The following is a 26,034-nucleotide window of genomic DNA, read 5'->3' as shown; positions in this document are numbered from 1 at the left end:
GGGGCTTTGGTCCGCAGCCACCCATGGGGTGGCTCTACAGGGGATTGTCTGTGCGTATGTCGCACAGATCATGTGCTGTTACACGGCTGGTTCGTGCGCCATCCGCTCCGCATCCTGTGCCCACTTTCCACTGCACAGGAGTCGCCCCATGAATTTCACCGCCTTCGGCCTGGCCAGCCTGATCGGCATGGCCGCCACCACGCCGGTCGTTGCCGCCGAGCCGGCCCATCCCACCATCCGCCATCTGGCCGGGGCGCCGGCTGCAACATCGCTGGATGCGGCGAAGACCGCCGTGCTGGTGATCGACTTCCAGAACGAATACTTCGACGCCAAGCCTGCGCCGGGCTTTGCCGGTGGCCGCATGGTCATTCCCGATGGCGTGGCCGCACTGCGCCAGGCCAAGCGGGTGGTCGAGTTCGCCGATACCCATGGCATCCGCGTGATCCACGTGCAGCACGTGTTGCCGGCCGGCGCGCCGCTGTTCGCACAGGGCAGCGTCAATGCCGACTTCCATCGCGACCTGCTGCCGCGCAAGGGTGAGACCGTGGTGCAGAAGGACAACGTCAGCGTGTTCGCTGGCAACTCGGCCGCGGTGCTCGACACGGTGCTGAGGGATGCCGGCATCGACACCCTGATCGTCACCGGCCTGCAGACCCATGCCTGTGTGGCCGGTGCTGCGCGCGACGCGGCGGCGGCGCCACGCGGCTACCGGGTAATCGTATCGTCCGATGCCAGCGCCAGCCGCGACCTGGACCTGGCCGGTGGCCAGCGCATCGATCATCGCGCGCTGCATGACGCCTCGCTGGCGCAGATCGAAGACGCCTTCGGTGATGTCATGAGTACCGACGCGATCCTGGCACTGCCGGTGCGCAAGACCGGCGACGGCGCTTGATAAGCTGGCGGGGCCCGCATGCCGTGGGCCCCGCCACGTGGAGCCACTTGCCGATGGATCACTTCGCCGCCCTGCGTGCGCTGCGCGCCATCGTCGACGCAGGCAGCTTCACTGCTGCTGCCGAACGCGTGGGGACCACCCACTCGGCAATGTCACGGCAACTGCGGCAGCTGGAAGAGCATCTGCAGGTGCGGCTGCTCGATCGCAACAGCCGCCGGCTGTCACTGACCGAAGCCGGTCGCGACTACTACCGCGAGGCGGCAGCGCTGCTGGATCGCCTGCAGGAAGCGGATGATCGCGTGCGTGCCGGTCAGGCGCAGCCCAGTGGCATCGTGCGGATCAGCGTGCCGCAGGTGGTGGCCAGCCAGGAGCTGCCGCATTGGCTGCCGTCGTTCCTGCAGCGCTATCCGCAGGTCGCGCTTGACCTGTCGGCCGATGATCAACTGGTCGATGTCGTCGGTGGTGGCTTCGACCTGGCGCTGCGTATCGCGGCCTCGTTGCCGGACAGCCAGCTGGTTGCGCGCGAACTGGCCAGCTGCCCGCGCATCCTGGTCGCGGCGCCGGCCTACCTGGCGCGTCATGGCCTGCCGCGTCAGGCATCGGATCTTGCGCAGCACACGCTGCTGGGCTTCAGTCCCACGCCGTCAATGCCGCCCTGGCAGTTGCAGGGGCCGCGCGGTGCCGCCGCGAGCATCGAGGCGGGGCAACGCCTGCGGGTGGATGCGACGCCTGCGCTGTACGCCGCCGCGCTGGCTGGCATGGGCATCAGCCTGTTTACTGCGCTGACCGTGCAGGAGGACCTGCGTGCCGGCCGCCTGATCCGCGTGCTGCCGGCCTGGCACGCCGGACAGCGGCACTACTTCGCACTGTATCCGCATGCGCGGGCGCTGGCGCCGAAGGTGCGCGCGCTGGTCGAGCACCTTGCGGCGCACTACGCTGCACAGGTGGGCGCGGCAGGGTAGTCGCGCGGCTGCAACCGAGGTGGTGATGGAGTCGGTGTATCTGCTGGTCGCGCTGGGCGCGATCGTCGCCGGATTCGTGCAGGGCCTGTCCGGCTTCGCCTTCGGCATGGTGGCAATGTCGTTCTGGGCGTGGGGGCTGGAGCCACGATTGGCGGCGACGCTGTCGGTGTTTGGTGCACTGGTCGGGCAGCTGGTCGCGGTGTTCACCGTGCGCCGCGGATTCAATCTGCGCCTGCTGCTGCCGTTCGTGCTGGGCGGGTTGGCCGGCATTCCGCTGGGCGTGATGGTGCTGCCACAGCTGGACATGGACTGGTTCAAGGCGCTGTTGGGCGGCTTCCTGGCGCTGTGGTGCCCGGTGATGCTGATGGCGCGCTCGTTGCCTCCGGTCCGCGTCGGCGGCCGTATCGGTGATGCGATTGCTGGCATGGCCGGTGGCGTGCTCAGTGGCATCGGCGGCTTTGCCGGGCCGGTGCCGACGTTGTGGAGCACCCTGCGGGGCTTCGGCAAGGACGAACAGCGCGCGGTCATCCAGAACTTCAACCTGGCAATGCTGGCGGTGACCATGGCCACCTATGTCGGCAGTGGCATGGTGAGCCGACAGATGTTGCCGTACTTCGCCATCGTGGCACCGGCCATGCTGGTGCCGACCCTGCTGGGTGCGCGGGTCTACATCGGCATCAGCGAGGCGCGCTTCCGGCAGGTCGTGCTGGGCCTGCTGACCGCATCAGGCATCGCGTTGCTGGCGTCGTCGCTGCCGGTGCTGCTGGCGCGCTGAGGGGGAACGAAAAAGGGCGCCACGAAGGGCGCCCTTTGTCGTCTATGGCATGTTTCGGCTCAGCGCTGCTGGATCTTCGACAGCAGGCGCAGGAATTCAACGTACAGCCAGACCAGGGTCACCATCAGGCCGAATGCGCCATACCACTCCATGTACTTCGGTGCACGCTGGGCAACACCGGTCTCGATGAAGTCGAAGTCCAGCACCAGATTCAGCGCGGCCACGACCACCACGAACAGGCTGAAGGCGATGCCCAGCCAGCTGGAGTCATGGATCACCGGCACGTCGATGTTGAAGAAGCCCAGCACGAACGACGCCAGGTAGAGCAGGGCGATGCCGCCAGTGGCCGCAACCACGCCCATCTTGAAGTTCTCGGTGGCCTTGATCAGGCCGCTGCGGTACGCGAACAGCAGCGCGAACAGGGTGCCAAAGGTCAGCAGCACGGCCTGGAACACGATGTCCGGGAACTTGGCGTTGAACACGGCCGAGATGGCGCCGAGGAACAGGCCTTCCACCAGCGCGTACATCGGCGCGGTGACCGGCGACCATTCCTTCTTGAAGACGGTGATCAGCGCCAGCACCAGGCCGCCGATGGCGCCGCCCATGGCATACAGCCTGGCACCAGGCAAAACCTGACCGTAGTCGCCGATGGTCTGGTTCCAGGCGAAAGCGGCCGTCAGCACGGTCAACAGCAGCAGGAAGCCGGTCTTGTTGACGGTGCCGTTGAGGGTCATTGCCTGGTCGGGGCTGGTCACCACCGAGCCACTGGCAAGGTCGAGGAAGGTGGACTCGGAAAGAGCCGGGTTGCCGCTGCGCATACGCGTTCTCCGTGCGAATGAGGGTCAGGACGGCCATCCGGCCGATGGGCGTGAGCATAGCCGATGACTGCTTTCGGCGTTGTGGCAGGCGCCGGATCTGCGCATCCTGCGTTGACAGTTCCCAATGCGCTTGGCGACAATGACCAACTCCCCGGGCGTGGCCCGAGGGGATTGCAAGACCGGGGTATAGCGCAGTCTGGTAGCGCGCCTGCTTTGGGAGCAGGATGTCGGGGGTTCGAATCCCTCTACCCCGACCAATCCCACATCACGTCGGATTGGACACCGTTCCGGTTCGGGCGCCCGTAGCTCAACTGGATAGAGCACCGGCCTTCTAAGCCGGCGGTTACAGGTTCGATTCCTGTCGGGCGCGCCATTGGAATCAATGGTTTAAGTGCTCACATCCGTGAACACCGGTTCCCATTCGATGGCTGCGCGACCCAGGGTGGCGAGCATTCCACCTTCCTCTTTTCCGATGAAAGATACCCTTTGCATGGGGTGCAGTCGCACGGCGTGATGTCATGCCGGTTGCGGTTGACCGGCGTCTGACGACGATCGGCTCACTCCGCAGGTGCTTGAGCAGCGCCGCCTCGGATGGGGCAATGCGCCCGGCAACGAAAAAGGCCAGCGCTATGCGCTGGCCTTTCTCATGTCGCGATGGACGCACTCTGCTCGAGTGCACCCTGGATGGATCACATCTGTTCCAGTTCGCCCACCCGCACCTTGCCGCCACCGCCGCAGTTGCCATGGCAGCCGCCGCTGATCGGGCCGCTGCCACCGCCGCCGCCGCCGCCACCACCGCCACCACCACCACCGCCCCGGGAGTTGGGCGGGAGGACGGTCGAAATCACTTCGCCGGAGTCGAAACCTGCACCTCGCCACGTGTAGTTGACGCAGGAAATGCCGTTGCACACGGTCAGGACATCGCCGTTCTGGACTCGCGTCTGGGCTGTCCAGACGGTGGTCCGGCCGTCATTGAGCTTCTGGACCTCTTGGGAAAGCTGCTGGTTGGTCACCGGATCGGGATACGGGGTTGTCAGCGTGCATCCGGCGGTGCAGTTGATGACGCCAGGAAGCTTTTTCGCTTGAAGGCTCCCGGCCGCCATGAACAGCAGCACGCCTGCAATGGCGGGAATGGAGTTTCTACCAAGCGAAGGGATAATCCCAATCAGTCTAGCTTTCACAATAGGTCCTTATCGTGGGATGCAACAGTTCTTGAAGATTTCGTTCGATGAAATGCGGGCTTTCTCTTTCTCTTGGCTGCTCAGGTTTTTCTCATGGTTGGCAATGTCATTGGTGGTGGCAAAACGTGGGTCCAGCCGGTTGAGGACGCGGGTGTACGCCAGGGCGGCAACGGGATCCGCAGGCACGATGCCGCCATAGGTGTAGGCCATCGCCATGTCGCTGATGACATTGACGTTCCCTTGTGATTCCAGCTCGCGCAGATATCCGGTGGCGGTGTCCTTCCACGCCTCGAGCGCCGCTGGATCTCGGATTGCGTCATCAAGCGAACCGATGACTTTCTCCGGCGATCGCGAGTAAGCGCGCATCGCTTCCTGCGAACCCATGGCGGCCGCCTTCGAAAGCCAATCGGCGTGATAGATGTCCTGATCCAGAGCCAGCGACTCGCACTCTTTGAGGATCCGTTCCGACCGCTCCAGGAACCAGTTGCCGGACCCGACCGTGGTGGCTGAATCCGCCAGCTTGTCAGCGCGATCCGAGATGAAGGTCTGGCATTGCTCGATGGTTCGATAGATTTCGTAGGTTGCCGTGGCGTCTCCGGATTCGGAGCGCAGCATCAGTTGCTTGACGTGGGCAAGCGCATCACCGGGAGGCCGGAACTCATTGCCTCTTACGATTTCGTAGGCTTTGGGGCCCACGGCCTTGTACGAGCCGGGCGGGATCTTGTTGTCCCGCTCAAGCCTCTGCGCGGCGGCTGCACCTGACGCCGGAAGCTGCCTTCCCTGGTCAGGCCTTTCATCGAGGCCGCCACTCTTCCCGGATTCCTCTGCCTTGGCATCGGCAGCCGCCTGCTGCCGGTAGCCGGACATTGCAACGGCTGCCACTGCCAGCACCGCTGCCAGCGCGACGAATCCGATTAGCCGCTTGCTCATCTATTGATCTCACCTTCACTGCAGGAACCGGCATGGTTGCAAACGCGCGCCTCGCGTTCCATGTCCTGCAGCTAACGTTGTATGAATGGATCTCCCCCATTGTTGTTCCAGATCCATTCACTATCCATTCACTTAAAGTTCACGATCTCGGCAGCGCGTCCGACGACGGATGAGCTGTTTGCCAGCGCCTGACCTTCGGTGCGTGCGGCATGACTTGGGTTCCGCTAACGTCATCAGATCGGACAGGGTCGTCCGGGGCAGCGCGTTGTCCGTCTTTTCCCGCCCCTTCTGGAGTTCGGCATGGATGCAGTTTCGAAAGACGCGGGTGAGGTGGAGCAGGTGCTGGCCGAAGTGCATCGACTGCGCAGGCACCAACGGCGGCTTACCCTGTACTGCGGCGGTGTCACTTTGCTGGCGTTGGCTGGCCTGCTGATGGGGGCGACGGCTCAACGCAACGCGTCGTTCGACGTGATCGATGTGCAGCGCATCAACATCAAGGAGCCTGACGGCACCCTGCGCCTGGTGGTCTCCAACCGCACGCTGTTTCCTGGCGCTTTCATGAAGGGGCGCGAGATCGTCGAGCACGCGCGGCCGATGGCCGGCATGCTGTTCCTCAACGACGAAGGCACCGAAAACGGGGGCCTGATCTTCAATGGCCGACGCGACGACAATGGCAAGCCTGACAGTGGGCTGAGCCTGACGTTTGATCGCTATCAACAGGACCAGCAACTGCAGTTGCTGGGGCTAGATGGCCCGCGTGGTGCGGTTGCCGGACTGCAGCTCAACGATGTCGCCGATGGACAGCTGCGGCCGATGTTCTCGGCCGAAGACGAGCGCTTGCACGCGCAGGGTGTGCAAGCGATTACCCGTCGTGTGTTTCTTGGCAGGACGCAGTCGCGCAATGCGATGCTTCAGCTGCTCGACGGAGCGGGCCAGCCGCGCCTGCAGTTGCAGGTCACGCCGAAGGGGGAGGCCACGCTGTCATTCCTGGACGAGCATGGGGACACCGTGCGCGTGATCTCGGCGGAGCAGCTCTGATCTGCGGTTCCGGCTCCTGCGCATCAATGTGAAGAAATGCTTGCAATTCCTTCGCGACTCCCGGAAAATGCCGGACTCGCTTCGGGGGACGGACTTCTGGTTCCGCCCGGTAGCAAGGCATCAAGTTCCAACGTCAGCCTCATCGGCGGTGGAGCGAAAGTTTCAGTGGTGGCTGTAGCTCAGTTGGTTAGAGTACCGGATTGTGATTCCGGTGGTCGGGGGTTCGAATCCCCTCAGCCACCCCACTGATTCAACCGCATCGGCGCAGCCGAAACGGTATTGCAATAAACAGAAAGCACGCTACAATGTGCGTCTGAGTTTCACGGGCCGTTAGCTCAGTTGGTAGAGCAGTTGACTCTTAATCAATAGGTCCAAGGTTCGAATCCTTGACGGCCCACCAAGACAGAAGCCACCTGGTACCCCGGGTGGCTTTTTTCTTATAAGTGTGACTCCTTCGTTCCGATGGATCACGCGTTGCAGGACCCGCTCGGCGTGGATCTGCAGCAGTAGCGGGACCGCAGTGCTGGTTTCAACCACGTTGAAAAAAAGTGCTTGCACCCACCGAGCGGATCGGGTCATAATTCGCGCCCCGATTTCGGGCTGTTAGCTCAGTTGGTAGAGCAGTTGACTCTTAATCAATAGGTCCAAGGTTCGAATCCTTGACAGCCCACCAGACGAAAGCCACTTGGTTCGCCAAGTGGCTTTTTTCTTGCCTGTTCTCTGGTTTCTTGCCTGTTCGCCGGGATGCATTTCATCCACGCATGGCGTGGATCTACTGAAGCGGTGCTGAAATCAGGGGCATGTGCGTCATCAGTGTTCTCAATGCTGTGCGCTGCTTCTCACCGCGTTGCCTCCTTCATCGCACCCAATGGATCTTCCGCGCCGAGGGCGCATGTACGAAGGAAGATCCTGATGGCCGATATAAAACGACTGCACCGGGGGCTGTGGGGTTTCATTTGCGTTGCTGGCGCTGGCGGCCTGCGCGCCTGGCAATGACCCGGCGAAGACCGTCGAGCGCGATGCGGGCGCCGAGGCCGTTCCGGCGCGCCCGATCGCTGGAGTCGCGCAGCCGGCGTCACCGGTGGAGGGTCGGACCGCCCTCGAGGCTGTGGACCTGCGTCGTACCGACGAGGGTGGCGTGGACATCCGCAAGGTGGATGTGGCGGCCGGGCAGGGCGCTGACGCACCTGCGTCTCCTGCCGAGGCGAAACACTGAGTCGCCGCCGTCCCGAACGGTCGCACGACCTTCGGGGCGGCCTTTGGCGCGGGCAATGTGTGCCGCCGCCATGTTCAGTTTTGTGCAGGCCTTCCGATTCCCGCCGTCGCCTGCGACAATGAATGCCTGTGCCGGCCACGCGAAAGTGGCGGAATTGGTAGACGCCCTGGATTTAGGTTCCAGTGCCGCAAGGCGTGGGGGTTCGAGTCCCCCCTTTCGCACCAGTGCCGGCCTGTCCCCGCCCTGATCGGGCCATCGACGCCCCTTGACCGGCACGCGCTGGCAGTGCAGGCCGAATTGGGCGAAACTAAAGGGCTGCGGCAAGCAGGCGCGTCCCAGACGTCGTGTCCTTACAACCGTTTCATCCCAATCATCGAGCCGGGGGCGTGGGCCACCGGTGGCAGGAGTCAACATGCAAGCTTCGATCGAATCCACCGGCAACCTGGAACGCCGCCTGAGCTTCTCGCTGCCGGAAGAGCGTCTGCAGAGCCACATCGTCGGCCGCCTGGGCGAAATCGCCCGTACCACCCGCATCAAGGGTTTCCGTCCGGGCAAGGTGCCGGCCAAGGTGATCGAGCAGCGCTTCGGCGCGCAGGTCCGTGGCGAGGCGCTGGACGGCCTGCTGCGCGAAACCTTCGATGCCGCCGTGCGCGAGCACGACCTGCGCATCGTCGGCAGCCCGCGCATCGACAAGGGCGACGAGGGTGAGTTCTCCTTCGTGGCCACCGTGGAAGTGGTGCCGGACTTCGGCGATATCGACGTCAGCAAGCTGACCGTCGTGCGCCACAGCGCCGAGATCACCGACGCCGACATCGACCAGATGATCGAGAACCTGCAGAACCAGCGTCGTACCTGGGCCCCGGTCAGCCGTGGCGCGCAGGACGGTGACCTGGTCGCGGTGGAAACCTGGTCGCAGGCCGGCGAAGAGCGCCTGCCGGCCGAGGGCACCGAGAAGGGTTCGATCGTGCTCGGCCAGGGCATGATGTTCGAAACCATTGAAAAGGGCCTGGTCGGCCTGGCCAAGGGCGAAGAGAAGACCCTGGACGTCGAGTTCCCGGCTGACTGGCGCGTGCCGGTGCTGGCCGGCAAGACCGTGCAGGTCACCGTCAAGGTCGCCGAAGTCTCCGAGCCGGTCGTGCCGGCGGTCGACGAAGCCTTCATCAAGAGCTTCGGCGTGAAGGGTGGCGATGTGGAGCAGTTCCGCAGCGACATCCGCGCCAACCTGGAGCGCGAGCTGAAGGGCGCGCTGATGAACCGTCTGCGCCGCGAAGTGGGCGAGCAGCTGATTGCCGCCTATTCGTCGGTGGAAATGCCGCCGCGCCTGGTCGAGAACGAAGCCCGCGCCATGCTGGCCCAGCAGGTCGAGCAGATCCGCCGTAATGGCCAGAATGTCGGCGAGATCCCGGCCGATGCCCACGAAGGCTTCAAGGAAGCGGCCGCCAAGCGCGTGCTGGTCGGCCTGCTGGTCGGTGAAGTGGCCCGCATCAACGACCTGCGCCTGGAAGCCAAGCGCCTGAACGAAACGATGCGCCTGATCGCTTCGACCTACGAAGAGCCGGAACAGGTCATTGAGATGTACCGCAACGACCCCCAGCTGATGTCTGGCCTGCAGAACCGTGTAATGGAAGAGCAGGTGATCGACTGGATCGCCGAGCGTGCCCAGCACACCGAAGAGAAGCTGTCGTTCCAGGACGCGATCCGCCAGTAAGCCCGGGCGGATCACCGGATGCCCCGCGCCGTTGCCGGCGCGGGGTTGTTGCCCCCCAAGATAGGTACCTCACGTAATGGACAACCGAACCAAAGCCCTGAACCTGGTTCCGATGGTGGTCGAGCAGACCAGCCGCGGCGAGCGTGCCTACGACATCTATTCGCGCCTGTTGAAGGAGCGCCTGATCTTCCTCGTGGGCCCGATCGACGATCACATGGCCAACGTGGTGGTGGCGCAGTTGCTGTTCCTGGAATCGGAGAACCCGGAAAAGGACATCAACATCTACATCAACTCGCCGGGTGGCGTGGTCACCGCCGGCATGGCGATCTACGACACCATGCAGTACATCAAGCCGAATGTGAGCACCACCTGCATCGGCCAGGCCGCCTCGATGGGCGCCCTGCTGCTGGCCGCGGGCGAAGCCGGCAAGCGCTATGCGCTGCCGAACTCGCGCGTGATGATCCACCAGCCGCTGGGTGGCTACCAGGGCCAGGCCACCGACATCGACATCCACGCGCGTGAGATCCTGACCCTGCGTTCGCGCCTGAACGAGGTGCTGGCCAAGCACACCGGCCAGTCGCTGGAGACGATCGCCCGCGACACCGAGCGCGACAACTTCAAGAGCGCCTTCGAGGCGCAGGCCTATGGTCTGGTCGACCAGGTCCTGGAGCGTCGTCCGGACGAGTCGATCCAGGCCGGCTGACCGGCCATCACGGGGCCATGGAGGCCCCGTTCCTGCAGGGTCGGGCGGGACTGGTGTCCCCTCGGCCCTGTGCTATTCTCGAATCGAACCCCCGTTCAGCGGGTGGGGTAACTGGGTAAGCGAAGCATGAGCGAAGACCGCCAAGGTCGTTCCACGGACACCGGCAAGATCCTCTACTGCTCTTTCTGCGGCAAGAGCCAGCATGAAGTGCGCAAGCTGATTGCCGGTCCGAGCGTGTTCATCTGCGATGAGTGCGTGGAGCTGTGCAACGACATCATCCGTGAAGAACTCGAGGAAAAGGCGCAGTCGGCGCGCAGTTCGCTGCCCAAGCCGCGCGAGATCCTCGAGGTCCTCGACCAGTACGTGATCGGCCAGAACCGCGCCAAGCGCACCCTGGCCGTGGCCGTGTACAACCACTACAAGCGCATCGAGAGCCGGCAGAAGAACGACGACGTCGAACTGGCGAAGTCGAACATCCTGCTGGTCGGCCCGACCGGTTCGGGCAAGACGCTGCTGGCCGAGACCCTGGCCCGCCTGCTCAACGTGCCGTTCACCATGGCCGACGCCACCACGCTGACCGAAGCCGGTTACGTGGGCGAGGACGTGGAGAACATCATCCAGAAGCTGCTGCAGAAGTGCGACTACGACGTCGAGAAGGCGCAGCAGGGCATCGTCTACATCGATGAAATCGACAAGATCTCGCGCAAGAGCGAGAACCCGTCGATCACCCGCGATGTGTCCGGCGAAGGCGTGCAGCAGGCCCTGCTGAAGCTGATCGAAGGCACCGTGGCCAGCGTTCCGCCGCAGGGCGGCCGCAAGCACCCGCAGCAGGAATTCCTGCAGGTGGACACCAAGAACATCCTGTTCATCTGCGGCGGCGCGTTCGCCGGGCTGGACAAGGTGATCCAGGCCCGCTCCACCGACGTTGGCAGCATCGGCTTCGGCGCCAAGGTGAAGAGCAGCGAGCGCAAGCAGGAAGTGGGCAAGGTGCTGGCCGAAGTCGAGCCGGAAGACCTGATCAAGTTCGGCCTGATCCCCGAGTTCGTCGGCCGCCTGCCGGTGGTGGCGACCCTGGAGGAGCTGGACGAGCCGGCCCTGATCAGGATCCTGACCGAGCCGAAGAACGCCATCACCAAGCAGTTCAAGAAGCTGTTCGAGATGGAGAACGTCGAGCTGGAGTTCCGTCCGGACGCGTTGTCGGCCATCGCCAGGAAGGCGCTCAAGCGCAAGACCGGCGCCCGTGGCCTGCGCACCATCGTCGAATCGGTCCTGCTGGACACCATGTACGACCTGCCGTCGCAGGAAAACGTCAGCAAGGTGGTGGTGGACGAGTCGGTGATCGAGCACAAGTCCGAGCCGTACCTGATCTACCAGACCCCGGCGGCCCCTGAACAGAAGGCCGCAGGCGCCGAGTGATCCTTCCAGGTTGTTGATTGGAAAGGATTTTCAAGGAATGCCTTGCATCTGAAAGCCGATGGCCCCATAACGGGGCCATCGGCTTTTTTTGTCTCCGGAAGATGCCCTCCCGGAGGCGGTTTTCCCCTTCCCTGGAGCCCCCATGGCCCGTTCCCCAAGTGAAACCCTCGACCTGCCGGTCCTGCCGCTGCGCGACGTAGTGGTGTTCCCGCACATGGTCATCCCGCTGTTCGTCGGCCGTGACAAGTCCATGCACGCGCTCGAACAGGCAATGGAATCGGACAAGCGCATCCTGCTGCTGGCGCAGAAGTCGGCCGAGACCGATGACCCGCATGCGGCCGACCTCTACCAGGTTGGTACGCTGGCGCAGGTGCTGCAGCTGCTGAAGCTGCCCGACGGCACCATCAAGGTGCTGGTCGAAGGCCTGTCGCGCGTGCAGGTCACCCACGTCGACGAGCGCAACGGCTCGCTGCACGGGCAGGCGGTGGAAATCGACGCCACCGACGCGCGCGAAGCGCGCGAAGTCGAGGCGATCGCGCGCTCGCTGATGTCGCTGTTCGAGCAGTACGTAAAGACCAACCGCAAGCTGCCGCCGGAACTGCTGCAGACGCTGTCGGGCATCGATGAGCCGGCGCGCCTGGCCGACACCATCGCCGCGCACATCAGCGTGCGCCTGGCCGACAAGCAGCGCCTGCTGGAAACGCTGGCCGTCGGTGACCGCCTGGAGATGCTGGTCGGCCTGGTCGACGGCGAGATCGACGTGCAGCAGATGGAGAAGCGCATCCGCGGCCGCGTGAAGTCGCAGATGGAGAAGAGCCAGCGCGAGTACTACCTCAACGAACAGATGAAGGCCATCCAGAAAGAACTGGGTGACCTGGACGACGCGCCGGGCGAGCTGGAAGAGCTTGCCCGCAAGATCGCCGAAGCCGGCATGCCGAAGGCCGTTGAAGCCAAGGCGCGCAACGAACTGAACAAGCTCAAGCAGATGTCGCCGATGTCGGCCGAAGCGGCCGTCGTGCGCAACTACCTGGAGTGGCTGCTGGGCGTGCCGTGGAAGAAGCGCAGCAAGGTGCGCAAGGACCTGAAGGCCGCACAGGACACCCTCGACGCCGACCACTACGGCCTGGAGAAGGTCAAGGAGCGCATCCTTGAATACCTGGCGGTGCAGTCGCGCGTGAAGCAGATGAAGGGCCCGATCCTGTGCCTGGTCGGACCGCCGGGCGTGGGCAAGACCTCGCTGGGCCAGTCCATCGCCAAGGCCACCAATCGCAAGTTCGTGCGCATGTCGCTGGGCGGCGTGCGCGACGAGGCCGAGATCCGTGGCCATCGCCGTACCTACGTCGGTTCGATGCCGGGCCGCATCGTGCAGAACCTCAACAAGGTCGGCAGCAAGAATCCGCTGTTCGTGCTCGACGAGATCGACAAGATGTCGATGGACTTCCGTGGCGATCCGTCTTCGGCGCTGCTGGAAGTGCTCGACCCGGAGCAGAACAACGCGTTCAACGATCACTACCTGGAAGTGGACCTGGACCTGTCCGAAGTGATGTTCGTGGCCACCTCGAACTCGCTCAACATTCCGGGCCCGCTGCTGGACCGCATGGAAGTGATCCGCATCCCCGGCTATACCGAGGACGAGAAGCTCAACATCGCCACCCGTTACCTGGTGCCGAAGCAGATCAAGGCCAACGGCCTGCAGGCGGAAGAGCTGGAGATCGGCAGTGATGCGATCCAGGACATCGTGCGCTACTACACGCGCGAATCGGGCGTGCGCAACCTGGAACGCGAGATCGCCAAGATCTGCCGCAAGGTGGTGAAGGAGATCGCGCTGGCCGGTCCGCAGCCGGCGGCGAAGGCGAAGAAGGGCGCGAAGAAGAAGGCGCTGGTGAGCGTGTCCAGCAAGAACCTGGACAAGTACCTGGGCGTGCGTCGTTTCGACTTCGGCCGCGCCGAGGAAGAGAACGAGATCGGCCTGGTCACCGGCCTGGCCTGGACCGAAGTCGGTGGCGATCTGCTGCAGATCGAATCGACGCTGGTGCCGGGCAAGGGTCAGCTGATCCTGACCGGCCAGCTCGGCAACGTGATGAAGGAATCGGCCTCGGCGGCGCTGTCGGTGGTGCGTTCGCGCGCGGTCGGCTTCGGCATCGACAGCGACTTCCTGCAGAAGCACGACGTGCACCTGCACGTGCCCGATGGTGCTACCCCGAAGGACGGCCCGAGTGCCGGTGCGGCCATGGTCACCTCGCTGGTGTCGATGCTGACCAAGGTGCCGGTGCGTGCCGACGTGGCGATGACCGGTGAGATCACCCTGCGGGGTCGTGTCACCGCCATCGGCGGCTTGAAGGAAAAGCTGCTGGCCGCATTGCGGGGCGGCATCCGCACGGTCATCATCCCGGAAGAGAACCGCAAGGACCTTGCAGACATTCCGGCCAACGTCACCCGCGATCTGGAGATCGTGCCGGTGAAGTACATCGAAGAAGTCCTGGACCTGGCGCTGGAGCGTCCGCTGGCACCGAAGAAGGCGCGCAAGAGTGCGCAGCGTGTCACGGTGCGCAGCAAGGCCAAACCGAGTGGAAGCGCGCGCGTCAAGCATTGACGCGCGCTGTCCGATGGCCCGAAACCCGCGTCGTTGCTGGCTTTCCAGCTTGCGTGGGGGTAGGGCCACTGGTATAAAAGCAGCACTCGCGAATGAGTGATCGCTGTCAGCGATGACTGAATCGGCGAACCGTTTCCACATGGCGGCCGCATGCAGAAGGCGTGCGGTTGCTTCCCTGTCGAATAAGCGGAACCCACCGCCAAAGGAGTTGTAGAGAATGAACAAGACCGAATTGATCGATGCCGTTGCTGAAGCTGCCGACCTGACCAAGGCCGAGTCCAGCCGCGCTGTCGATGCCGTCGTTGCTGCCGTCACCAAGGCGCTGAAGGACGGCGATGCGGTCACCCTGGTTGGCTTCGGTACCTTCCAGGTCCGCGACCGTGCTGCCCGCACCGGCCGCAACCCGAAGACCGGCGACACCATCAAGATCGCTGCTTCGAAGAATCCGTCGTTCAAGGCTGGTAAGGCCCTGAAGGATGCTGTAAACTAAGCGGCTCGCTGGGGTGCTTAGCTCAGCGGTAGAGCGTCTCCTTTACACGGAGAGGGTCGGGGGTTCGAAACCCTCAGCACCCACCACAGCACCGCGGTAAAAGTTTGAGTGTGGAGCGGTAGTTCAGCTGGTTAGAATGCTGGCCTGTCACGCCGGAGGTCGCGGGTTCGAGTCCCGTCCGCTCCGCCATTGCAGAATTCTTAAGTCCCCGTGAAAAAACTTTGAAAAAAGTGTTCATCGGGCTGGGTTTCCAGGGAGTCTTCGGATATACTGGGCGCCTGCAAAGTTTCAGCGCGGAGCGGTAGTTCAGCTGGTTAGAATGCTGGCCTGTCACGCCGGAGGTCGCGGGTTCGAGTCCCGTCCGCTCCGCCAACTTTAAAAGCCCTCGGCGCAAGCCGGGGGCTTTTTCTTTGTGCCGTGCCGCAGGCCTGCCGCAGTGCTTGATGGCGCAGGTCCGCGAAGATCGGCGCAGGCCGCGCCGGCGCTGCTTTTGGTCCCTGCGGCGAAGCGGGTTACACTGCCGGGCTCGCCAATCAGGCCTTGTGATTCTCACCATGCTGCAGAAACTCCGCGACAAGACCTCAGGCTGGATCGTCACCGTGATCCTGGGGCTGCTGATGATTCCGTTCCTGTTCGTGATCGACAACAGCTACCTCGGTGGCGTTGGCGCACAGAACGTGGCCAAGGTTTCCGCGCCTCCGACCTGGTGGCGTTCGGCGCCGTCGTGGTGGCCGGTGCGCATGCTGTGGCAGCACCACGAGATCAGCGCGCAGGATTTCCGCACCCGCTTCGAGCAGGAGCGCATGCGCGAGCGCCAGCAGCAGGGTGAGAACTTCGACCCGCGCGCGTTCGAAAGCACTGAAAACAAGATGGCCGTGCTCGACCAGCTGATCGACGAGCAGGTCGTGCGCCTGGTCGGCGAGCAGGCCGGTGTTGTGATCGGCGATGGCGCGGTGCGCGAGTACATCGCCACCATCCCGGCCTTCCTCGATTCGAACGGCAAGTTCAACGAGAACAACTATCGCCTGGCCCTGGCCGGTGGCAATCCGCCGCGTACCCCCACGCAGTTCCAGGAGCTGGTGCGCGAGAGCCTGCAGCAGTCGGTGATCCCGTCGGGCCTGCAGAATTCGGGCTTCGTCACCCAGGCCGAGACCGAGCGCCTGCTGAAGCTGCTGGGTGAAACCCGCGACGTCGAGCTGGCCGCACTGCCGGAGGTTCCGGCCGATACCGCGCCGGTCACCGATGAGCAGATCAAGCAGTGGTACGACAGCCACGGCAAGGATTTCCGCCAGGCCGAAAGCGTGTCGCTGGAATACGTCGAGATCAATGGCGCCAACCTGCCGGCACCGACCGCGGCCGACGAAGCGACCCTGCGCAAGCGCTATGAGGACGAGAAGGCGAAGTTCACCTCGCCGGAACAGCGCCAGGCCGCGCACATCCTGATCACCGGTGACGGTGCCGAAGCCAAGGCGAACAAGATCGCCACCGAAGCCAAGGCGGCGGGTGCCGACTTCGCTGCACTGGCCAAGACCAATTCGGAAGACCCGGGTTCGAAGGACCAGGGCGGTGACCTGGGTTGGGTCGAGCGCGGTGCGATGGTCAAGCCGTTCGAAGATGCACTGTTCGCCGCCAAGGCCGGTGACGTGATCGGCCCGGTCAAGACCGACTTCGGCTACCACATCATCAAGGTCGCAGCGGTGCGTGGCGGCGAAGGCAAGTCGTTCGAGGAAGTGCGTGACACGCTGGCCGCCGAGCAGCTGAAGGCCGACGGCGAGCGCGGCTTCAACGAGCTGGCCGGCCGCCTGGTCGATGCCATCAACAAGAGCCCGAGTGATCTGGCCGCTGCGGCCAAGGAAGTGAACCTGCCGCTGCAGACCCTGGGCCCGATCACCCGCGCAACCGCCAGTGGCATCGCCACCGATCCGGCCGTGCTGCGTGCCGCCTTCTCTGAAGTGCTGGTGCAGGATGGTACTGCCAGCGACCCGATCGCCCTGGGCGGTGCCACCAACCACAGCGTGGTCATCCGCGTTGCCGCGCATACCCCGGAACAGGCAATGCCGCTGGACAAGGCGCGTGAGCAGGTGATCGCCGCGATCCGCGCCGACCGCCAGCGCCAGGCCAGCGACAAGGCCGCCGACGCCGTGCTGGCCAAGCTGAAGGCCGGTGCCACCCTGCAGTCGCTGGCTGCCAGCGAGAAGCTGCAGCTGAGCCCGATGCCGGGCCTGCCGCGCAGCCAGCCGGTGCCGACCCCGGAAATCAACCGCGCGATCTTCAGTGCGCCGGTGCCGGCGGAAGGCAAGCCGAGCTACGGCAAGGTTGACGTCAACGGCCACGCGCTGCTGTTCGCCGTGAACAAGGTCAACCCGGGCGACATCAAGGAAGTCACCGCCGAGCAGCAGAAGCAGCTCAAGGATCAGCTGAGCCAGATCGACGGCATGGCCGCAGCCAAGGCCTACGTCGAGGCGATGCGCAAGAAGTTCGTGATCCAGACTACCGAAGAGAACCTGTAAGCTTCGCAGCGAGCAGGATCGAAAAAGGCCCGGCATTGCCGGGCCTTTTTTGTGGGTGTGGGTGCGTAGAGTCGAGCTTGCTCGACTGCAGATGTGGATGCAGTCGAGCAAGCTCGACTCTACGAGAAGCATGTCGAAGCAGCCGCACCGCGCAAGAAAAAGCCGAGCATGGGCTCGGCTCTACAGGCAGCGCCTGGCTGGCGCGTCAGTCCTCGACGCGCAGTACCGCGCCGGGCTTCAGTACGCTGCTGCCACTCAGGCCGTTGAGCGACAGCAGGGCCTTCACCGGCATGCCGTAGCGGCGGGCGATGGTCCAGGCCGACTCGCCATTGCGCACGGTGTGGCGGCGGCTGCGCGGGCGGTCGGCGATCGCGGCGACGGTCTTGGCCACCTGCGGCGTCGGCGAAGTCGTGGCAACCGGTGCGGTGCTGGCCACCAGCGTGGTCGCGGCTTCCGTCACCGTCGCATTGGCTGCCGAGACCGGGGCCAGCACCCGGGTGGTTCCCGAGGCGCGGTTGCCGGTGGCCAAGGCCGGGTTGAGGCGGGCGATCCTGGCAGGGTCCAGGGCGCGCTGTGCAGCCCACTGCTGGACGCTGGTGCCGGCCGGCAGGGTGTGGTCCTTCAGCACCGGCACGGTGCGGTCCAGCGAGGCCATCACGCCGGGCTGGTCTTCCACGTCTTCCAGCACGCAGGCCAGGGCATGCAGCTTCTCGACGTAGGCATGGGTCACCGGCGACAGGCCGGGCAGGGCTGCTGGCTTGGCGTTCTGCGCGTTCATGCCGGCCTTGCGCATGGACTGCAGCACCCGGTACTCGCCGGCGTTGTAGGCCATGGTGGCCAGGCGCCAGTCGCCGCCGAACATGCCGTGCAGGGTCTTCAGGTAGCGCACCGCGGCCTGGGTCGAGTCGACCGCCGACAGGCGCCCGTCGTAGCCGTTGGCCATCGGCACGCGGTGGTTGCGTGCGGTGGTGGCGATGAACTGCCACAGGCCGGTCGGGCCGCTGCCGTTGCGGGCATTGGGCCGATAGCCGCTTTCCACGAACGGAATGAGCGCGAATTCGGTGGGCAGGTTGGCCTTGCGCAGCTCTTCGACCACATAGCCGAACAGCACCAGCGCATCGTCATCCTGGTTGGCCAGGCGTGAGGGGGCGTGGGCGAACTGCTTCTGCCAGCGCGGGCTGGTGGCCTCTGCATCACAGCTGGGCTCGGCCAGGCCGTCGCGGAAGCTGGTGAAGATCTCCTGGCCGTTGCGTACCGAAGCGGCCGGCAGCGCCGATGGATCCAGCGGCAGGGCCGCAGCAGCGGTCAGGTTCTGGCTGATGCCGGCGCCCAGCGACTGTGCGCCTGCGGTTCCGGCCAGCCCCAGGGCAAGGCCCAGGGCCAGCGGCAGACTTCGGCGCATCATGCGCGGAAGCCGTCTTTCCAGTGCCGGAGACCGGCCATCACGTCGACGTCGTCCACGACGTCACGGCCCAGGTGTGCCGATACCGACGCACGGATCGGTGCGGCGTGCACACGCAGGAAGGGATTGCAGTCGAATTCGTTGGCCAGGGTTACCGGCAGGGTGGAACGGTCATCGCGGCGCATGGCCAAAGCCTCCTCTTGGCGCTGCCACAAGGCAGCGTTGGCGGGGTCGACATGCCGCGCGAAGACGGCATTTGACACGGTGTACTCATGAGCGCAACAAAGCAGCAGTTGCGCGGGCAGGGCACCCAGCTTGCGCATCGACGCCAGCAGCTGGGACGGCGTACCTTCGAACAGGCGTCCACAGCCCAGGCTGAACAACGAATCTCCGCTGAAAAGATGTTCAGCAGTGTGAAACGCGATGTGGCTGCGGGTGTGCCCGGGCACGGATAGTACGTGGAACGTCCGGCCCAGTGCCTGAACGCGTTCACCTTCGCCGGCCCGCTCGGTCGCCGTGGGAATGCGTTCCTCGACCGGCGCGACGACTCGCACGCCGGGGAAACGTGCCTGCAATGCCGGCACGCCACCGATGTGGTCGTCGTGGTGATGGGTAAGCAGGATCGTGTCCACGCGCAGGCCCTGATCGGCCAGCGCGAGCACTGGCGCGGCGTCACCGGGGTCGACGACCACGGCAGCGCCCTCGTTGTCGATCAGCGTCCAGATGTAGTTATCCGCAAATGCGGGCAGGGCAGTCAGTCGCATAGAATTGGACCATGCCCGCGCTGCAGAGCACCCGTCAAGCGAGCCAGACCCCGTGGTTCGACAGTGAACCGGCGGAGGCCTTGCGCGTGCTGGAGCGGCAGTTGCTGCTGCCGCAGCTGTCGGTGCTGCCGGCGCAGCCCTGGCTGTGGATCGCACCAAGTGCGGCCTGGCTGGACGATGCACAGCTGGGCGGACGCGGTCTGCGCCTGTTCCGGCAGGGGCAGGGCTATGCCGGCGACACCCGCTGTGCGCTGCCGTTGCCGCTGGCCAATGAAAGCGTCAATGCGATCGTGCTGCAGCATGTCACTGCCGCCGACGCCGACCGTCTGCTTGACGAGTGCGAGCGCGTGCTGATGCCGGGCGGCCACCTGTGGCTGAGCAGCCTCAATCCGTTCAGCCCGTATCGCACGCGTTGGCGCCAGCATGGGCTGGTGGTGCGCACGCCGCAGCGGATCCGCCTGCTGCTCGGCCGTCATGGGCTGGAGTGCGACGATATGCGTTACCTGGGCCCGCTCTGGCGCGGTGCGGGCAGCCGTCGTCCCGGAGGTTGGGCACCGCTGCGCGCGGCCTGCCTGTTCCATGCGGAAAAACGCACGCTGGCCCTGCCCGGGCCGAAGCCGCTGCCGGTGCGCTGGCACGGCACCGTAGCTACCTGATTCTGGAGTTGTATTGAAAACCATCGAAATCCACACCGACGGTTCCTGCCTTGGCAATCCCGGCCCCGGCGGCTGGGCTGCGCTGCTGCGCTACAAGGGCCACGAGCGCGAACTGAGCGGTGGCGAGGCGCACACCACCAACAACCGGATGGAGCTGATGGCGGCCATTTCCGGGCTGGAGTCGCTGACCGAACCGTGCAACATCGTGCTCTATACCGATTCGCAGTACGTGCGGCAGGGCCTGACCCAGTGGATGCCGGGCTGGATCCGCAAGAACTGGAAGACCGCCGGTGGCGATCCGGTGAAGAACCGCGAGCTGTGGGAGCGACTGCAGGCGGCCACGCTGCGGCATCAGATCGACTGGCGGTGGGTGAAGGGCCACTCCGGCGATCCGGACAATGAGCGGGTGGATACCCTGGCCCGCAACGCGGCGATCCAGATCCGCGACGCCAGCCCGGTAAACTGAGCCCATGCGTCAGATCATCCTCGATACCGAAACCACCGGCCTGGAGTGGAAGAAGGGCAACCGCATCGTCGAAATCGGCTGCGTGGAGCTGTTCAAGCGCCGCCCGACCGGCAACAACTATCACCAGTACATCAAACCGGACTGCGAGTTCGAACAGGGCGCGCAGGAAGTCACCGGCCTGACCCTGGAATTCCTTGATGACAAGCCGGACTTCGCGCAGATCGCCGACGAGTTCCTGGCCTTCATCGATGGCGCCGAGCTGATCATCCACAACGCGGCATTCGACCTGGGCTTCCTCGACAACGAGCTGTCGCTGCTGGGGCCGCAGTACGGGAGGATCACCGATCGCTGCACGGTGATCGATACCCTGGTGATGGCGCGCGAGCGCTTCCCGGGCCAGCGCAATTCGCTGGATGCGCTGTGCAAGCGGCTGGGCGTGGACAACTCGCACCGTGCGCTGCATGGCGGCCTGCTCGATGCGCAGATCCTGGGCGACGTCTATATCGCGCTGACCTCGGGCCAGGAAGAAATCGGCTTCGGTCTGGGCGATGACGATGGCGGTGGTGCCGGTGCGGCACTGCAGGCCTTCGATACCAGCAAGCTGCTGCCGCGCCCGCGCGTGGTGGCCACGCCGTCGGAGCTGGAAGCGCATGCGGCGCGACTGGAGCGGCTGCGCAAGAAGGCTGGCCACGCGTTGTGGGATGGCCCGAAGGTGGAAGAGCCCGCCAGCGCGTAATACATCGAGGTAGTGCCGGCCGTTGGCCGGCAGCGCCGTATCCACGCGTGGCGTGGATCTACCGGTTAGTGGCAGCGCACCAGGATCACGCTGATGTTGTCGCGGCCACCGCCGTCGAGTGCGGCCGCGACCAGTGTGTCCACGCATTCCTGTGCGCTGGCATCCTCGAAGGCGAGGGTGCGGGCGATGCCGCGGTCGTCCACTTCCTCGGTGAGGCCGTCACTGCACAGCAGCAGCTGCATGCCCGGGCGCAGCTCACCACTGGTGGTGGCCACGTTCAGATGCGCCGGATCGGTCACGCCCAGCGCCTGGGTGACCACGTTGCGATGCGGATGCGCACGCGCCTGTTCGGCGGTCAGGTTGCCCTGCGCGACCAGTTCCTGCACCACGCTGTGGTCCTGGCTGAGCTGCGCCAGCTGGCCATCGCGCCACAGGTAGGCACGGCTGTCGCCGACCCACGCCACTTCATAGCGGTTGCCCTGCACACGCGCAGCGACCACGGTGGTGCCCATCGGCAGTGTGTCGTTGCGACGGCGCGAGGCGCGGATGATCTCTTCGTCGGCGGTGCGGATGGCCTGCGCCAGCGGCGCGCCGCGGCGGATCTCGCGCACGATGGTCTCGCGCGCCAGTGCGCTGGCCACTTCACCGCAGGCGTGCCCGCCCATGCCATCGGCCACCAGCCACAGGGCCAGCTCGCTGTCACCGTAGTAGGTGTCCTCGTTGAGCTCGCGGCGCATGCCGGGGTGGGTCAGGTGTCCGAATTCGATCATGGGGGCTGGGGCGGGGTGTTGCTGGGGAGACAGGCATCATCGGGTGGCTGCACGCATCCGGCAAGGCATGAGCCCAGGAAATTTTCACTTCGTTGACCGGAATGACTTGTCGTCGGCCTCACTTCCTCGTATGATGCGCGTCCCCGGTCCGCCGGGGACCACCCGGAGAGGTGGCAGAGTGGTTGAATGTACCTGACTCGAAATCAGGCAGGCGTTTATAGCGCCTCGGGGGTTCGAATCCCCCCCTCTCCGCCAGATAAAGAAAAAGGGCTGCCGAAAGGCAGCCCTTTTTCTTTATCTGGCGCGGGATGCGACGCGCTTTGCGCGTCGCCCCACACGTTGCTGCGCAACGCGTGGGCCCCTCCCTTTGCCGGCCTCTCCCCGCCCCTGTCGGGGCAGCCCCTCAACAGAGGGGCTTGTTCCTCCAGATGCATCCGTAGATCCACGCCATGCGTGGATGCACAGGAGGCATTACGCCGTAGTGGCGATGTCCTGTTCCGGCAACCTGCGGAACACCAGGCTGGCGTTGGTGCCGCCGAAGCCGAACGAGTTCGACAGCGCGTAATCGATGCGGCGGTGGCGCGGCACCTTTGCGGTGAGGTCGAGCCCGGCACAGGCATCCGACGCGGTGTCCAGGTTGCGGGTGGGCGGTGCAACCTGGTCGCGCAGCGCAAGGATCGAGAGGATGGCTTCGACGCTGCCGGCGGCGCCCAGCAGGTGCCCCATCGAGGACTTGGTCGAAGAGATCGACATCGCACCTGTGGTGGCGTGTTCGCCGAACACGCTCTTGATGGCGGCGATCTCGGCCAGGTCGCCGGCCATGGTCGAGGTCGCATGGGCATTCAGATAGTCGATGCGTTCCGGTCCGACACCCGCGCGGCGCAGGGCCGCCTGCATCGCGCGGGCGGCACCGTTGCCGTCCTCCGGCGGCGACACGATGTGGTAGGCATCACCGGACATTCCATAGCCCACGATCTCGGCGTGGATATGGGCGCCGCGGCGGCGGGCGTGTTCGTATTCCTCCAGGACCAGGATGCCGCTGCCTTCGCCCATGACGAAGCCGTCGCGATCCACGTCCCAGGGGCGCGATGCGCGCTCCGCGGTGTCATTGAAGGCGGTGGACAGCGCGCGCGCCGCGCAGAAACCGCCGATGCCGAGCTCGCACACCGTCGCCTCGGTACCGCCCGCGATCATGACGTCGGCATCATCCAGCGCGATCATTCGCGCAGCATCGCCGATGGCGTGCGCGCCGGAGGCACAGGCGGTCACCGCCGCGTGCGCAGGGCCACGGAAGCCGTACTGGATGGCGATATGACCGCCGGCCAGGTTGATCAGCGTGGAGGGAATGAAGAACGGCGAGATGCGCCGTGCGGAGGTGCGTTCGAGCACGCGCGCGGTGGCTTCGATGCCGGGCAGGCCGCCGATGCCGGCACCGACCATGACGCCGGTGCGGTCACGCTGTTCGATGTCCTGCGGCAGCCAGCCTGCATCGTGGATGGCTTCGTGTGCAGCGGCCAGCGCATAGACGATGAAGTCGTCCATCTTCTTCAGTTCTTTGCTGTCGGCCCAGTCGCTCGGGTCGAAGCCGCCGCTTGCGCGGTTGCCCTGCGGCAGCAGTCCGGCGATACGGCAGGGCAGGTGCGCGGCGTCGAAGCGATCGATCGGGCGCACGCCGCTGTGGCCGTCCAGCAGGTTGCGCCAACTGGTTTCCACGTTCATGCCCAGCGGCGTGATCATGCCGATGCCGGTGACCACGACGCGGCGATAGCCCAGCGGATACGGGGGAGCAAGAGAGGGAGTGTTCATGGCAGCAGGGACCGTGGGATTCATTCGGGCAGGGGGACGTCTTTCCAGAGGGCTTCGACCTGGGCGGCGCGTTGCCTGACCTGCTCTGAGGCGACGGGGCCGGGTTGCAGCAGCACGCGATCAACCGTGATCGGCGTGCGCGTGTGGCGGTCGACCACCATCGACTGCAGCGGTGCACCGCTGCCACGGTCGATCTGTGCAACGGCGGTGCCTTCAGGCGTGAGGTAGCGGTTGCCCCAGTCGAACAGCACCACCAGTACCGGAAACAGATCCTGGCCTTTGGCCGTCAGCACGTACTCATGGCGCGGTGGGCGTTCGCTGTAGGCCTGCTTCTGCAGCAGGCCGTTGTCGACCAGATGCTTCAGGCGCCGGGTGAGGGTGTTGGCCGGGATGCCCAGGCTCTGCTGGAAGTCGTCGAAGCGGCGGCAGCCCTGGAAGGCGTCGCGCAGGATCAGCAGGCTCCAGGACTCGCCGATGCAGTCCAGTGCCCGCGCCGTCGGGCATTCCATCGTGGCGAAGCTGGTTGTTCTCATTGCGGCAGCGTAATCCAGTAACTTCAAATATGGAAGTAACTAATCTGCGCAAAGTGACTGCCGGATATGGGGCAGGTGGTGTGCTTGATCCCGGCAGTGATCGTTCGGGCCCGGGTTACCATGTGCCCATCACTTGCTGGAGCTTTCCCCATGACCGCTGAAATCCTCGTCCCCGTTTCTTTCGGCGAGCTGCTGGACAAGATCTCGATCCTGCAGATCAAGTCCGAGCGCATCAGCGACGAGGGCAAGCTGGCCAATGTACGCAAGGAGCTGTCGGCGCTGGAGCAGACCTGGATGGCACACCCGGCGGCGGTGAAGGACATCGCCAAGCTGCGTGCCGAGCTGAAGGCGGTCAACGAGCAGCTGTGGGACATCGAGGACGACATCCGGCTGAAGGAGAAGGCGCAGGCGTTCGACCAGGGTTTCATCGACCTGGCGCGCAGTGTCTACCTGCGCAACGACGAACGCGCGCGCATCAAGAAGGCGATCAACCTGGCGCTGGGTTCGGCGTACGTGGAAGAGAAGTCCTACCAGGATTACGCGCAGCGCGCGTAATCCCGGCCCAGGGGTAGATCCACGCCATGCGTGGAAGAGTCCTGCCGCTCACCCCAGGTGGTCGGCGACGTAGCGTTCGAAGGCGGCGATACCGTCTTCGACGGTGATCAGTTCCATCACATCGTCGAACTCGATCTTGGTGCCCCACTTCAGATCCGCGGCCTGCTTGGCCAGATACTTGCGCGCGGCATCGTCGTAGCGGTCCACGCAGTAGCGGCGGTCGGAATAGGGGCCGCTGCGGTTCGGATTGCTGGCCGCATGCAGGCCCAGTACCTTGGCGCCCATCGCGTTGGCGATGTGCATCGGGCCCGAGTCCGGGGTCATCACCAGATGGGCGCGGGCCAGCAGCGCCGGCAGCTGCTTCAGGGTGTCCTTGCCGACCAGGTCCAGCGCCGGCGTGTGCAGCTGCGCCTGGATGGCATCGGCCATGCTGCGCTCCAGTTCGCTGCGGCCACCGCACAGCACCACCTGCCAACCGCGCTGTGCGGCGTGGTTGGCCACGGCTGCATAGCGGTCTGCATACCAGTTGCGGCGCACGTGGCTGGAACAGGGCGAGATCATCAGCACCGGGCGGCCATCGTCCTGCCATTGCGCGGCGGCCCACTCATACGCGGACTGCGGCACCGCCAGGTCCCAGCTGACCTCGGTCTGGCGCAGGCCAAGTGGTTCACAGAAACTGCCGATGGCGTCCAGCACATGGATGCCGGGGCGGTCGGGGATGCGCTCGTTGACGAAGAGACCGTGCAGATCCTTCGATCGGCTGCGGTCGTAGCCGATGCGGCGCTCTGCGGGAATGAAGGCCGACAGCAGGTTGGCGCGGAATGCCACCTGCATCTGCAGCAGCGCTTCAAAGCGCCCCGGCGGCAGCTGCCTGCGCAGTTCCTTGACCCCGGCCATGCCGCTCTTCTTGTCGTAGGCATGGAAGGTGACGCCGGGCAGGCCGTCGAGCAGCTTGTGGCCGGCCTTGTCGATGATCCAGTGGATCGGCGTGTCCGGACGCGCAGCCTGCAGGGTGCGCACAAGGGGCACCACGTGGGTGACATCGCCGAGTGCAGACAGGCGCAGGAGGCACAAGGAGGAGGACGCTGATGCCATGTGTTGTTAGACTCAATGA

The 26,034-nt window shown here is 64.9% G+C and carries 23 protein-coding genes and 10 tRNA genes; 24 read left to right on the top strand and 9 right to left on the bottom strand.

Features of this window, described 5'->3' with window-relative positions; genetic code table 11:
• Positions 1-148 precede the first annotated feature (148 nt).
• Genes AC13GF_RS03070 through AC13GF_RS03060 form a run of 3 tightly spaced genes read left to right on the top strand, consistent with a single transcriptional unit; the run spans position 149 to position 2,629 of the window.
• Entirely contained in the window at positions 149-892 is a 744-nt protein-coding gene (locus AC13GF_RS03070; RefSeq protein WP_483003203.1) for a cysteine hydrolase family protein, read from the top strand.
• 53 nt (positions 893-945) lie between these two features.
• On the top strand, positions 946-1,854 hold the full coding sequence (locus AC13GF_RS03065; protein WP_483003201.1) for a LysR family transcriptional regulator: 909 nt from the start codon (positions 946-948) through the stop codon (positions 1,852-1,854).
• A 25-nt stretch (positions 1,855-1,879) separates the two neighbouring features.
• Positions 1,880-2,629: a sulfite exporter TauE/SafE family protein gene (locus AC13GF_RS03060; RefSeq protein ID WP_483003200.1), complete on the top strand. Its 750-nt coding sequence runs from the start codon at positions 1,880-1,882 to the stop codon at positions 2,627-2,629.
• 59 nt (positions 2,630-2,688) lie between these two features.
• On the opposite strand, the gene AC13GF_RS03055 is transcribed toward AC13GF_RS03060, so the two are convergent.
• On the bottom strand, positions 2,689-3,447 hold the full coding sequence (locus AC13GF_RS03055; protein WP_483003198.1) for a Bax inhibitor-1/YccA family protein: 759 nt from the start codon (positions 3,445-3,447) through the stop codon (positions 2,689-2,691).
• 180 nt (positions 3,448-3,627) lie between these two features.
• Here AC13GF_RS03055 and AC13GF_RS03050 point away from each other — a divergent pair.
• Positions 3,628-3,704: transfer RNA gene (locus AC13GF_RS03050), tRNA-Pro, on the top strand.
• A 39-nt stretch (positions 3,705-3,743) separates the two neighbouring features.
• Positions 3,744-3,820, top strand: a tRNA-Arg gene (locus AC13GF_RS03045).
• Between the two features lie 316 nt (positions 3,821-4,136).
• Here AC13GF_RS03045 and AC13GF_RS03040 read toward each other — a convergent pair.
• Positions 4,137-4,562, bottom strand: a complete 426-nt coding sequence (locus AC13GF_RS03040; protein ID WP_483003197.1) for a hypothetical protein — start codon at positions 4,560-4,562, stop codon at positions 4,137-4,139.
• Between the two features lie 75 nt (positions 4,563-4,637).
• Positions 4,638-5,558, bottom strand: a complete 921-nt coding sequence (locus AC13GF_RS03035; protein WP_483003196.1) for a hypothetical protein — start codon at positions 5,556-5,558, stop codon at positions 4,638-4,640.
• A 330-nt stretch (positions 5,559-5,888) separates the two neighbouring features.
• On the opposite strand from AC13GF_RS03035, the gene AC13GF_RS03030 reads away from it, so the two are divergent.
• The 14 genes from AC13GF_RS03030 to AC13GF_RS02965 all read left to right on the top strand — a co-directional run bounded on the left by AC13GF_RS03030 (position 5,889) and on the right by AC13GF_RS02965 (position 17,232).
• The gene (locus tag AC13GF_RS03030; RefSeq protein ID WP_483003194.1) at positions 5,889-6,596 is read left to right on the top strand and encodes a hypothetical protein; all 708 of its coding nucleotides are present in this window, start codon (positions 5,889-5,891) and stop codon (positions 6,594-6,596) included.
• 168 nt (positions 6,597-6,764) lie between these two features.
• Positions 6,765-6,841, top strand: a tRNA-His gene (locus AC13GF_RS03025).
• A 79-nt stretch (positions 6,842-6,920) separates the two neighbouring features.
• Positions 6,921-6,996 (top strand) — tRNA-Lys (locus AC13GF_RS03020).
• Between the two features lie 197 nt (positions 6,997-7,193).
• Positions 7,194-7,269: transfer RNA gene (locus AC13GF_RS03015), tRNA-Lys, on the top strand.
• 682 nt (positions 7,270-7,951) lie between these two features.
• Positions 7,952-8,036 (top strand) — tRNA-Leu (locus AC13GF_RS03010).
• A 188-nt stretch (positions 8,037-8,224) separates the two neighbouring features.
• The gene (gene tig / locus AC13GF_RS03005) at positions 8,225-9,520 is read left to right on the top strand and encodes a trigger factor (protein ID WP_043401326.1); all 1,296 of its coding nucleotides are present in this window, start codon (positions 8,225-8,227) and stop codon (positions 9,518-9,520) included.
• 76 nt (positions 9,521-9,596) lie between these two features.
• The gene (gene clpP / locus AC13GF_RS03000) at positions 9,597-10,223 is read left to right on the top strand and encodes an ATP-dependent Clp endopeptidase proteolytic subunit ClpP (RefSeq protein WP_004146318.1); all 627 of its coding nucleotides are present in this window, start codon (positions 9,597-9,599) and stop codon (positions 10,221-10,223) included.
• 126 nt (positions 10,224-10,349) lie between these two features.
• Positions 10,350-11,639 carry an ATP-dependent Clp protease ATP-binding subunit ClpX gene (gene clpX, locus AC13GF_RS02995; protein ID WP_032129320.1) on the top strand — a complete coding sequence of 430 codons (1,290 nt, stop codon included), beginning with the start codon at positions 10,350-10,352 and terminating at the stop codon, positions 11,637-11,639.
• A gap of 142 nt (positions 11,640-11,781) precedes the next feature.
• The gene (lon, locus tag AC13GF_RS02990) at positions 11,782-14,232 is read left to right on the top strand and encodes an endopeptidase La (protein ID WP_483003192.1); all 2,451 of its coding nucleotides are present in this window, start codon (positions 11,782-11,784) and stop codon (positions 14,230-14,232) included.
• 217 nt (positions 14,233-14,449) lie between these two features.
• Positions 14,450-14,722, top strand: coding sequence for an HU family DNA-binding protein (locus AC13GF_RS02985; protein WP_004146343.1), 273 nt, complete (start codon positions 14,450-14,452; stop codon positions 14,720-14,722).
• 11 nt (positions 14,723-14,733) lie between these two features.
• A tRNA-Val gene (locus AC13GF_RS02980) sits at positions 14,734-14,808 on the top strand.
• A gap of 26 nt (positions 14,809-14,834) precedes the next feature.
• Positions 14,835-14,911, top strand: a tRNA-Asp gene (locus AC13GF_RS02975).
• Positions 14,912-15,017: 106 nt separating this feature from the next.
• Positions 15,018-15,094 (top strand) — tRNA-Asp (locus AC13GF_RS02970).
• Positions 15,095-15,276: 182 nt separating this feature from the next.
• On the top strand, positions 15,277-17,232 hold the full coding sequence (locus AC13GF_RS02965) for a peptidyl-prolyl cis-trans isomerase (protein WP_483003190.1): 1,956 nt from the start codon (positions 15,277-15,279) through the stop codon (positions 17,230-17,232).
• 205 nt (positions 17,233-17,437) lie between these two features.
• Here AC13GF_RS02965 and AC13GF_RS02960 read toward each other — a convergent pair whose 3' ends face one another.
• Together AC13GF_RS02960 and gloB are read right to left on the bottom strand one after the other, a co-directional pair.
• Positions 17,438-18,637 carry a lytic transglycosylase domain-containing protein gene (locus tag AC13GF_RS02960; protein WP_483003189.1) on the bottom strand — a complete coding sequence of 400 codons (1,200 nt, stop codon included), beginning with the start codon at positions 18,635-18,637 and terminating at the stop codon, positions 17,438-17,440.
• Positions 18,634-19,398: a hydroxyacylglutathione hydrolase gene (gloB, locus tag AC13GF_RS02955; protein ID WP_483003187.1), complete on the bottom strand. Its 765-nt coding sequence runs from the start codon at positions 19,396-19,398 to the stop codon at positions 18,634-18,636. Before gloB ends, AC13GF_RS02960 begins: the two co-directional genes overlap by 4 nt.
• Before the next feature lie 11 nt (positions 19,399-19,409).
• Here gloB and AC13GF_RS02950 point away from each other — a divergent pair, with 11 nt between their 5' ends.
• Genes AC13GF_RS02950 through dnaQ form a run of 3 tightly spaced genes read left to right on the top strand, consistent with a single transcriptional unit; the run spans position 19,410 to position 21,256 of the window.
• Positions 19,410-20,054, top strand: coding sequence for a methyltransferase domain-containing protein (locus AC13GF_RS02950; RefSeq protein WP_049400387.1), 645 nt, complete (start codon positions 19,410-19,412; stop codon positions 20,052-20,054).
• A 13-nt stretch (positions 20,055-20,067) separates the two neighbouring features.
• Positions 20,068-20,520, top strand: coding sequence for a ribonuclease HI (gene rnhA / locus AC13GF_RS02945; protein WP_032129326.1), 453 nt, complete (start codon positions 20,068-20,070; stop codon positions 20,518-20,520).
• A 4-nt stretch (positions 20,521-20,524) separates the two neighbouring features.
• Positions 20,525-21,256: a DNA polymerase III subunit epsilon gene (dnaQ, locus tag AC13GF_RS02940; protein ID WP_483003185.1), complete on the top strand. Its 732-nt coding sequence runs from the start codon at positions 20,525-20,527 to the stop codon at positions 21,254-21,256.
• A 65-nt stretch (positions 21,257-21,321) separates the two neighbouring features.
• Here the strand turns inward: dnaQ and AC13GF_RS02935 are convergent, their stop codons facing one another.
• Positions 21,322-22,026, bottom strand: coding sequence for a PP2C family protein-serine/threonine phosphatase (locus AC13GF_RS02935; RefSeq protein WP_005408277.1), 705 nt, complete (start codon positions 22,024-22,026; stop codon positions 21,322-21,324).
• 164 nt (positions 22,027-22,190) lie between these two features.
• Here AC13GF_RS02935 and AC13GF_RS02930 point away from each other — a divergent pair.
• Positions 22,191-22,281, top strand: a tRNA-Ser gene (locus tag AC13GF_RS02930).
• Between the two features lie 216 nt (positions 22,282-22,497).
• On the opposite strand, the gene fabF is transcribed toward AC13GF_RS02930, so the two are convergent.
• A complete protein-coding gene (gene fabF / locus AC13GF_RS02925; protein WP_483003183.1) occupies positions 22,498-23,832 on the bottom strand; it encodes a beta-ketoacyl-ACP synthase II in 1,335 nt (444 codons plus the stop codon).
• A gap of 20 nt (positions 23,833-23,852) precedes the next feature.
• The gene (locus tag AC13GF_RS02920) at positions 23,853-24,365 is read right to left on the bottom strand and encodes a winged helix-turn-helix transcriptional regulator (protein ID WP_483003182.1); all 513 of its coding nucleotides are present in this window, start codon (positions 24,363-24,365) and stop codon (positions 23,853-23,855) included.
• Positions 24,366-24,515: 150 nt separating this feature from the next.
• Here AC13GF_RS02920 and AC13GF_RS02915 point away from each other — a divergent pair, with 150 nt between their 5' ends.
• Positions 24,516-24,920 (top strand): DUF6165 family protein, encoded by a 405-nt coding sequence (locus AC13GF_RS02915; protein WP_046982834.1) that lies wholly within the window; start codon positions 24,516-24,518, stop codon positions 24,918-24,920.
• Between the two features lie 48 nt (positions 24,921-24,968).
• Here AC13GF_RS02915 and AC13GF_RS02910 read toward each other — a convergent pair whose 3' ends face one another.
• Positions 24,969-26,015: a glycosyltransferase family 9 protein gene (locus AC13GF_RS02910; protein WP_483003180.1), complete on the bottom strand. Its 1,047-nt coding sequence runs from the start codon at positions 26,013-26,015 to the stop codon at positions 24,969-24,971.
• Between the last annotated feature and the right edge of the window lie 19 nt (positions 26,016-26,034).

Source organism: Stenotrophomonas sp. 22LJNL06-5-1 (genome assembly GCF_056861455.1).
Note: the sequence above shows the minus strand (reverse complement) of the source record. Positions and strands in the feature narration are given on the sequence as shown.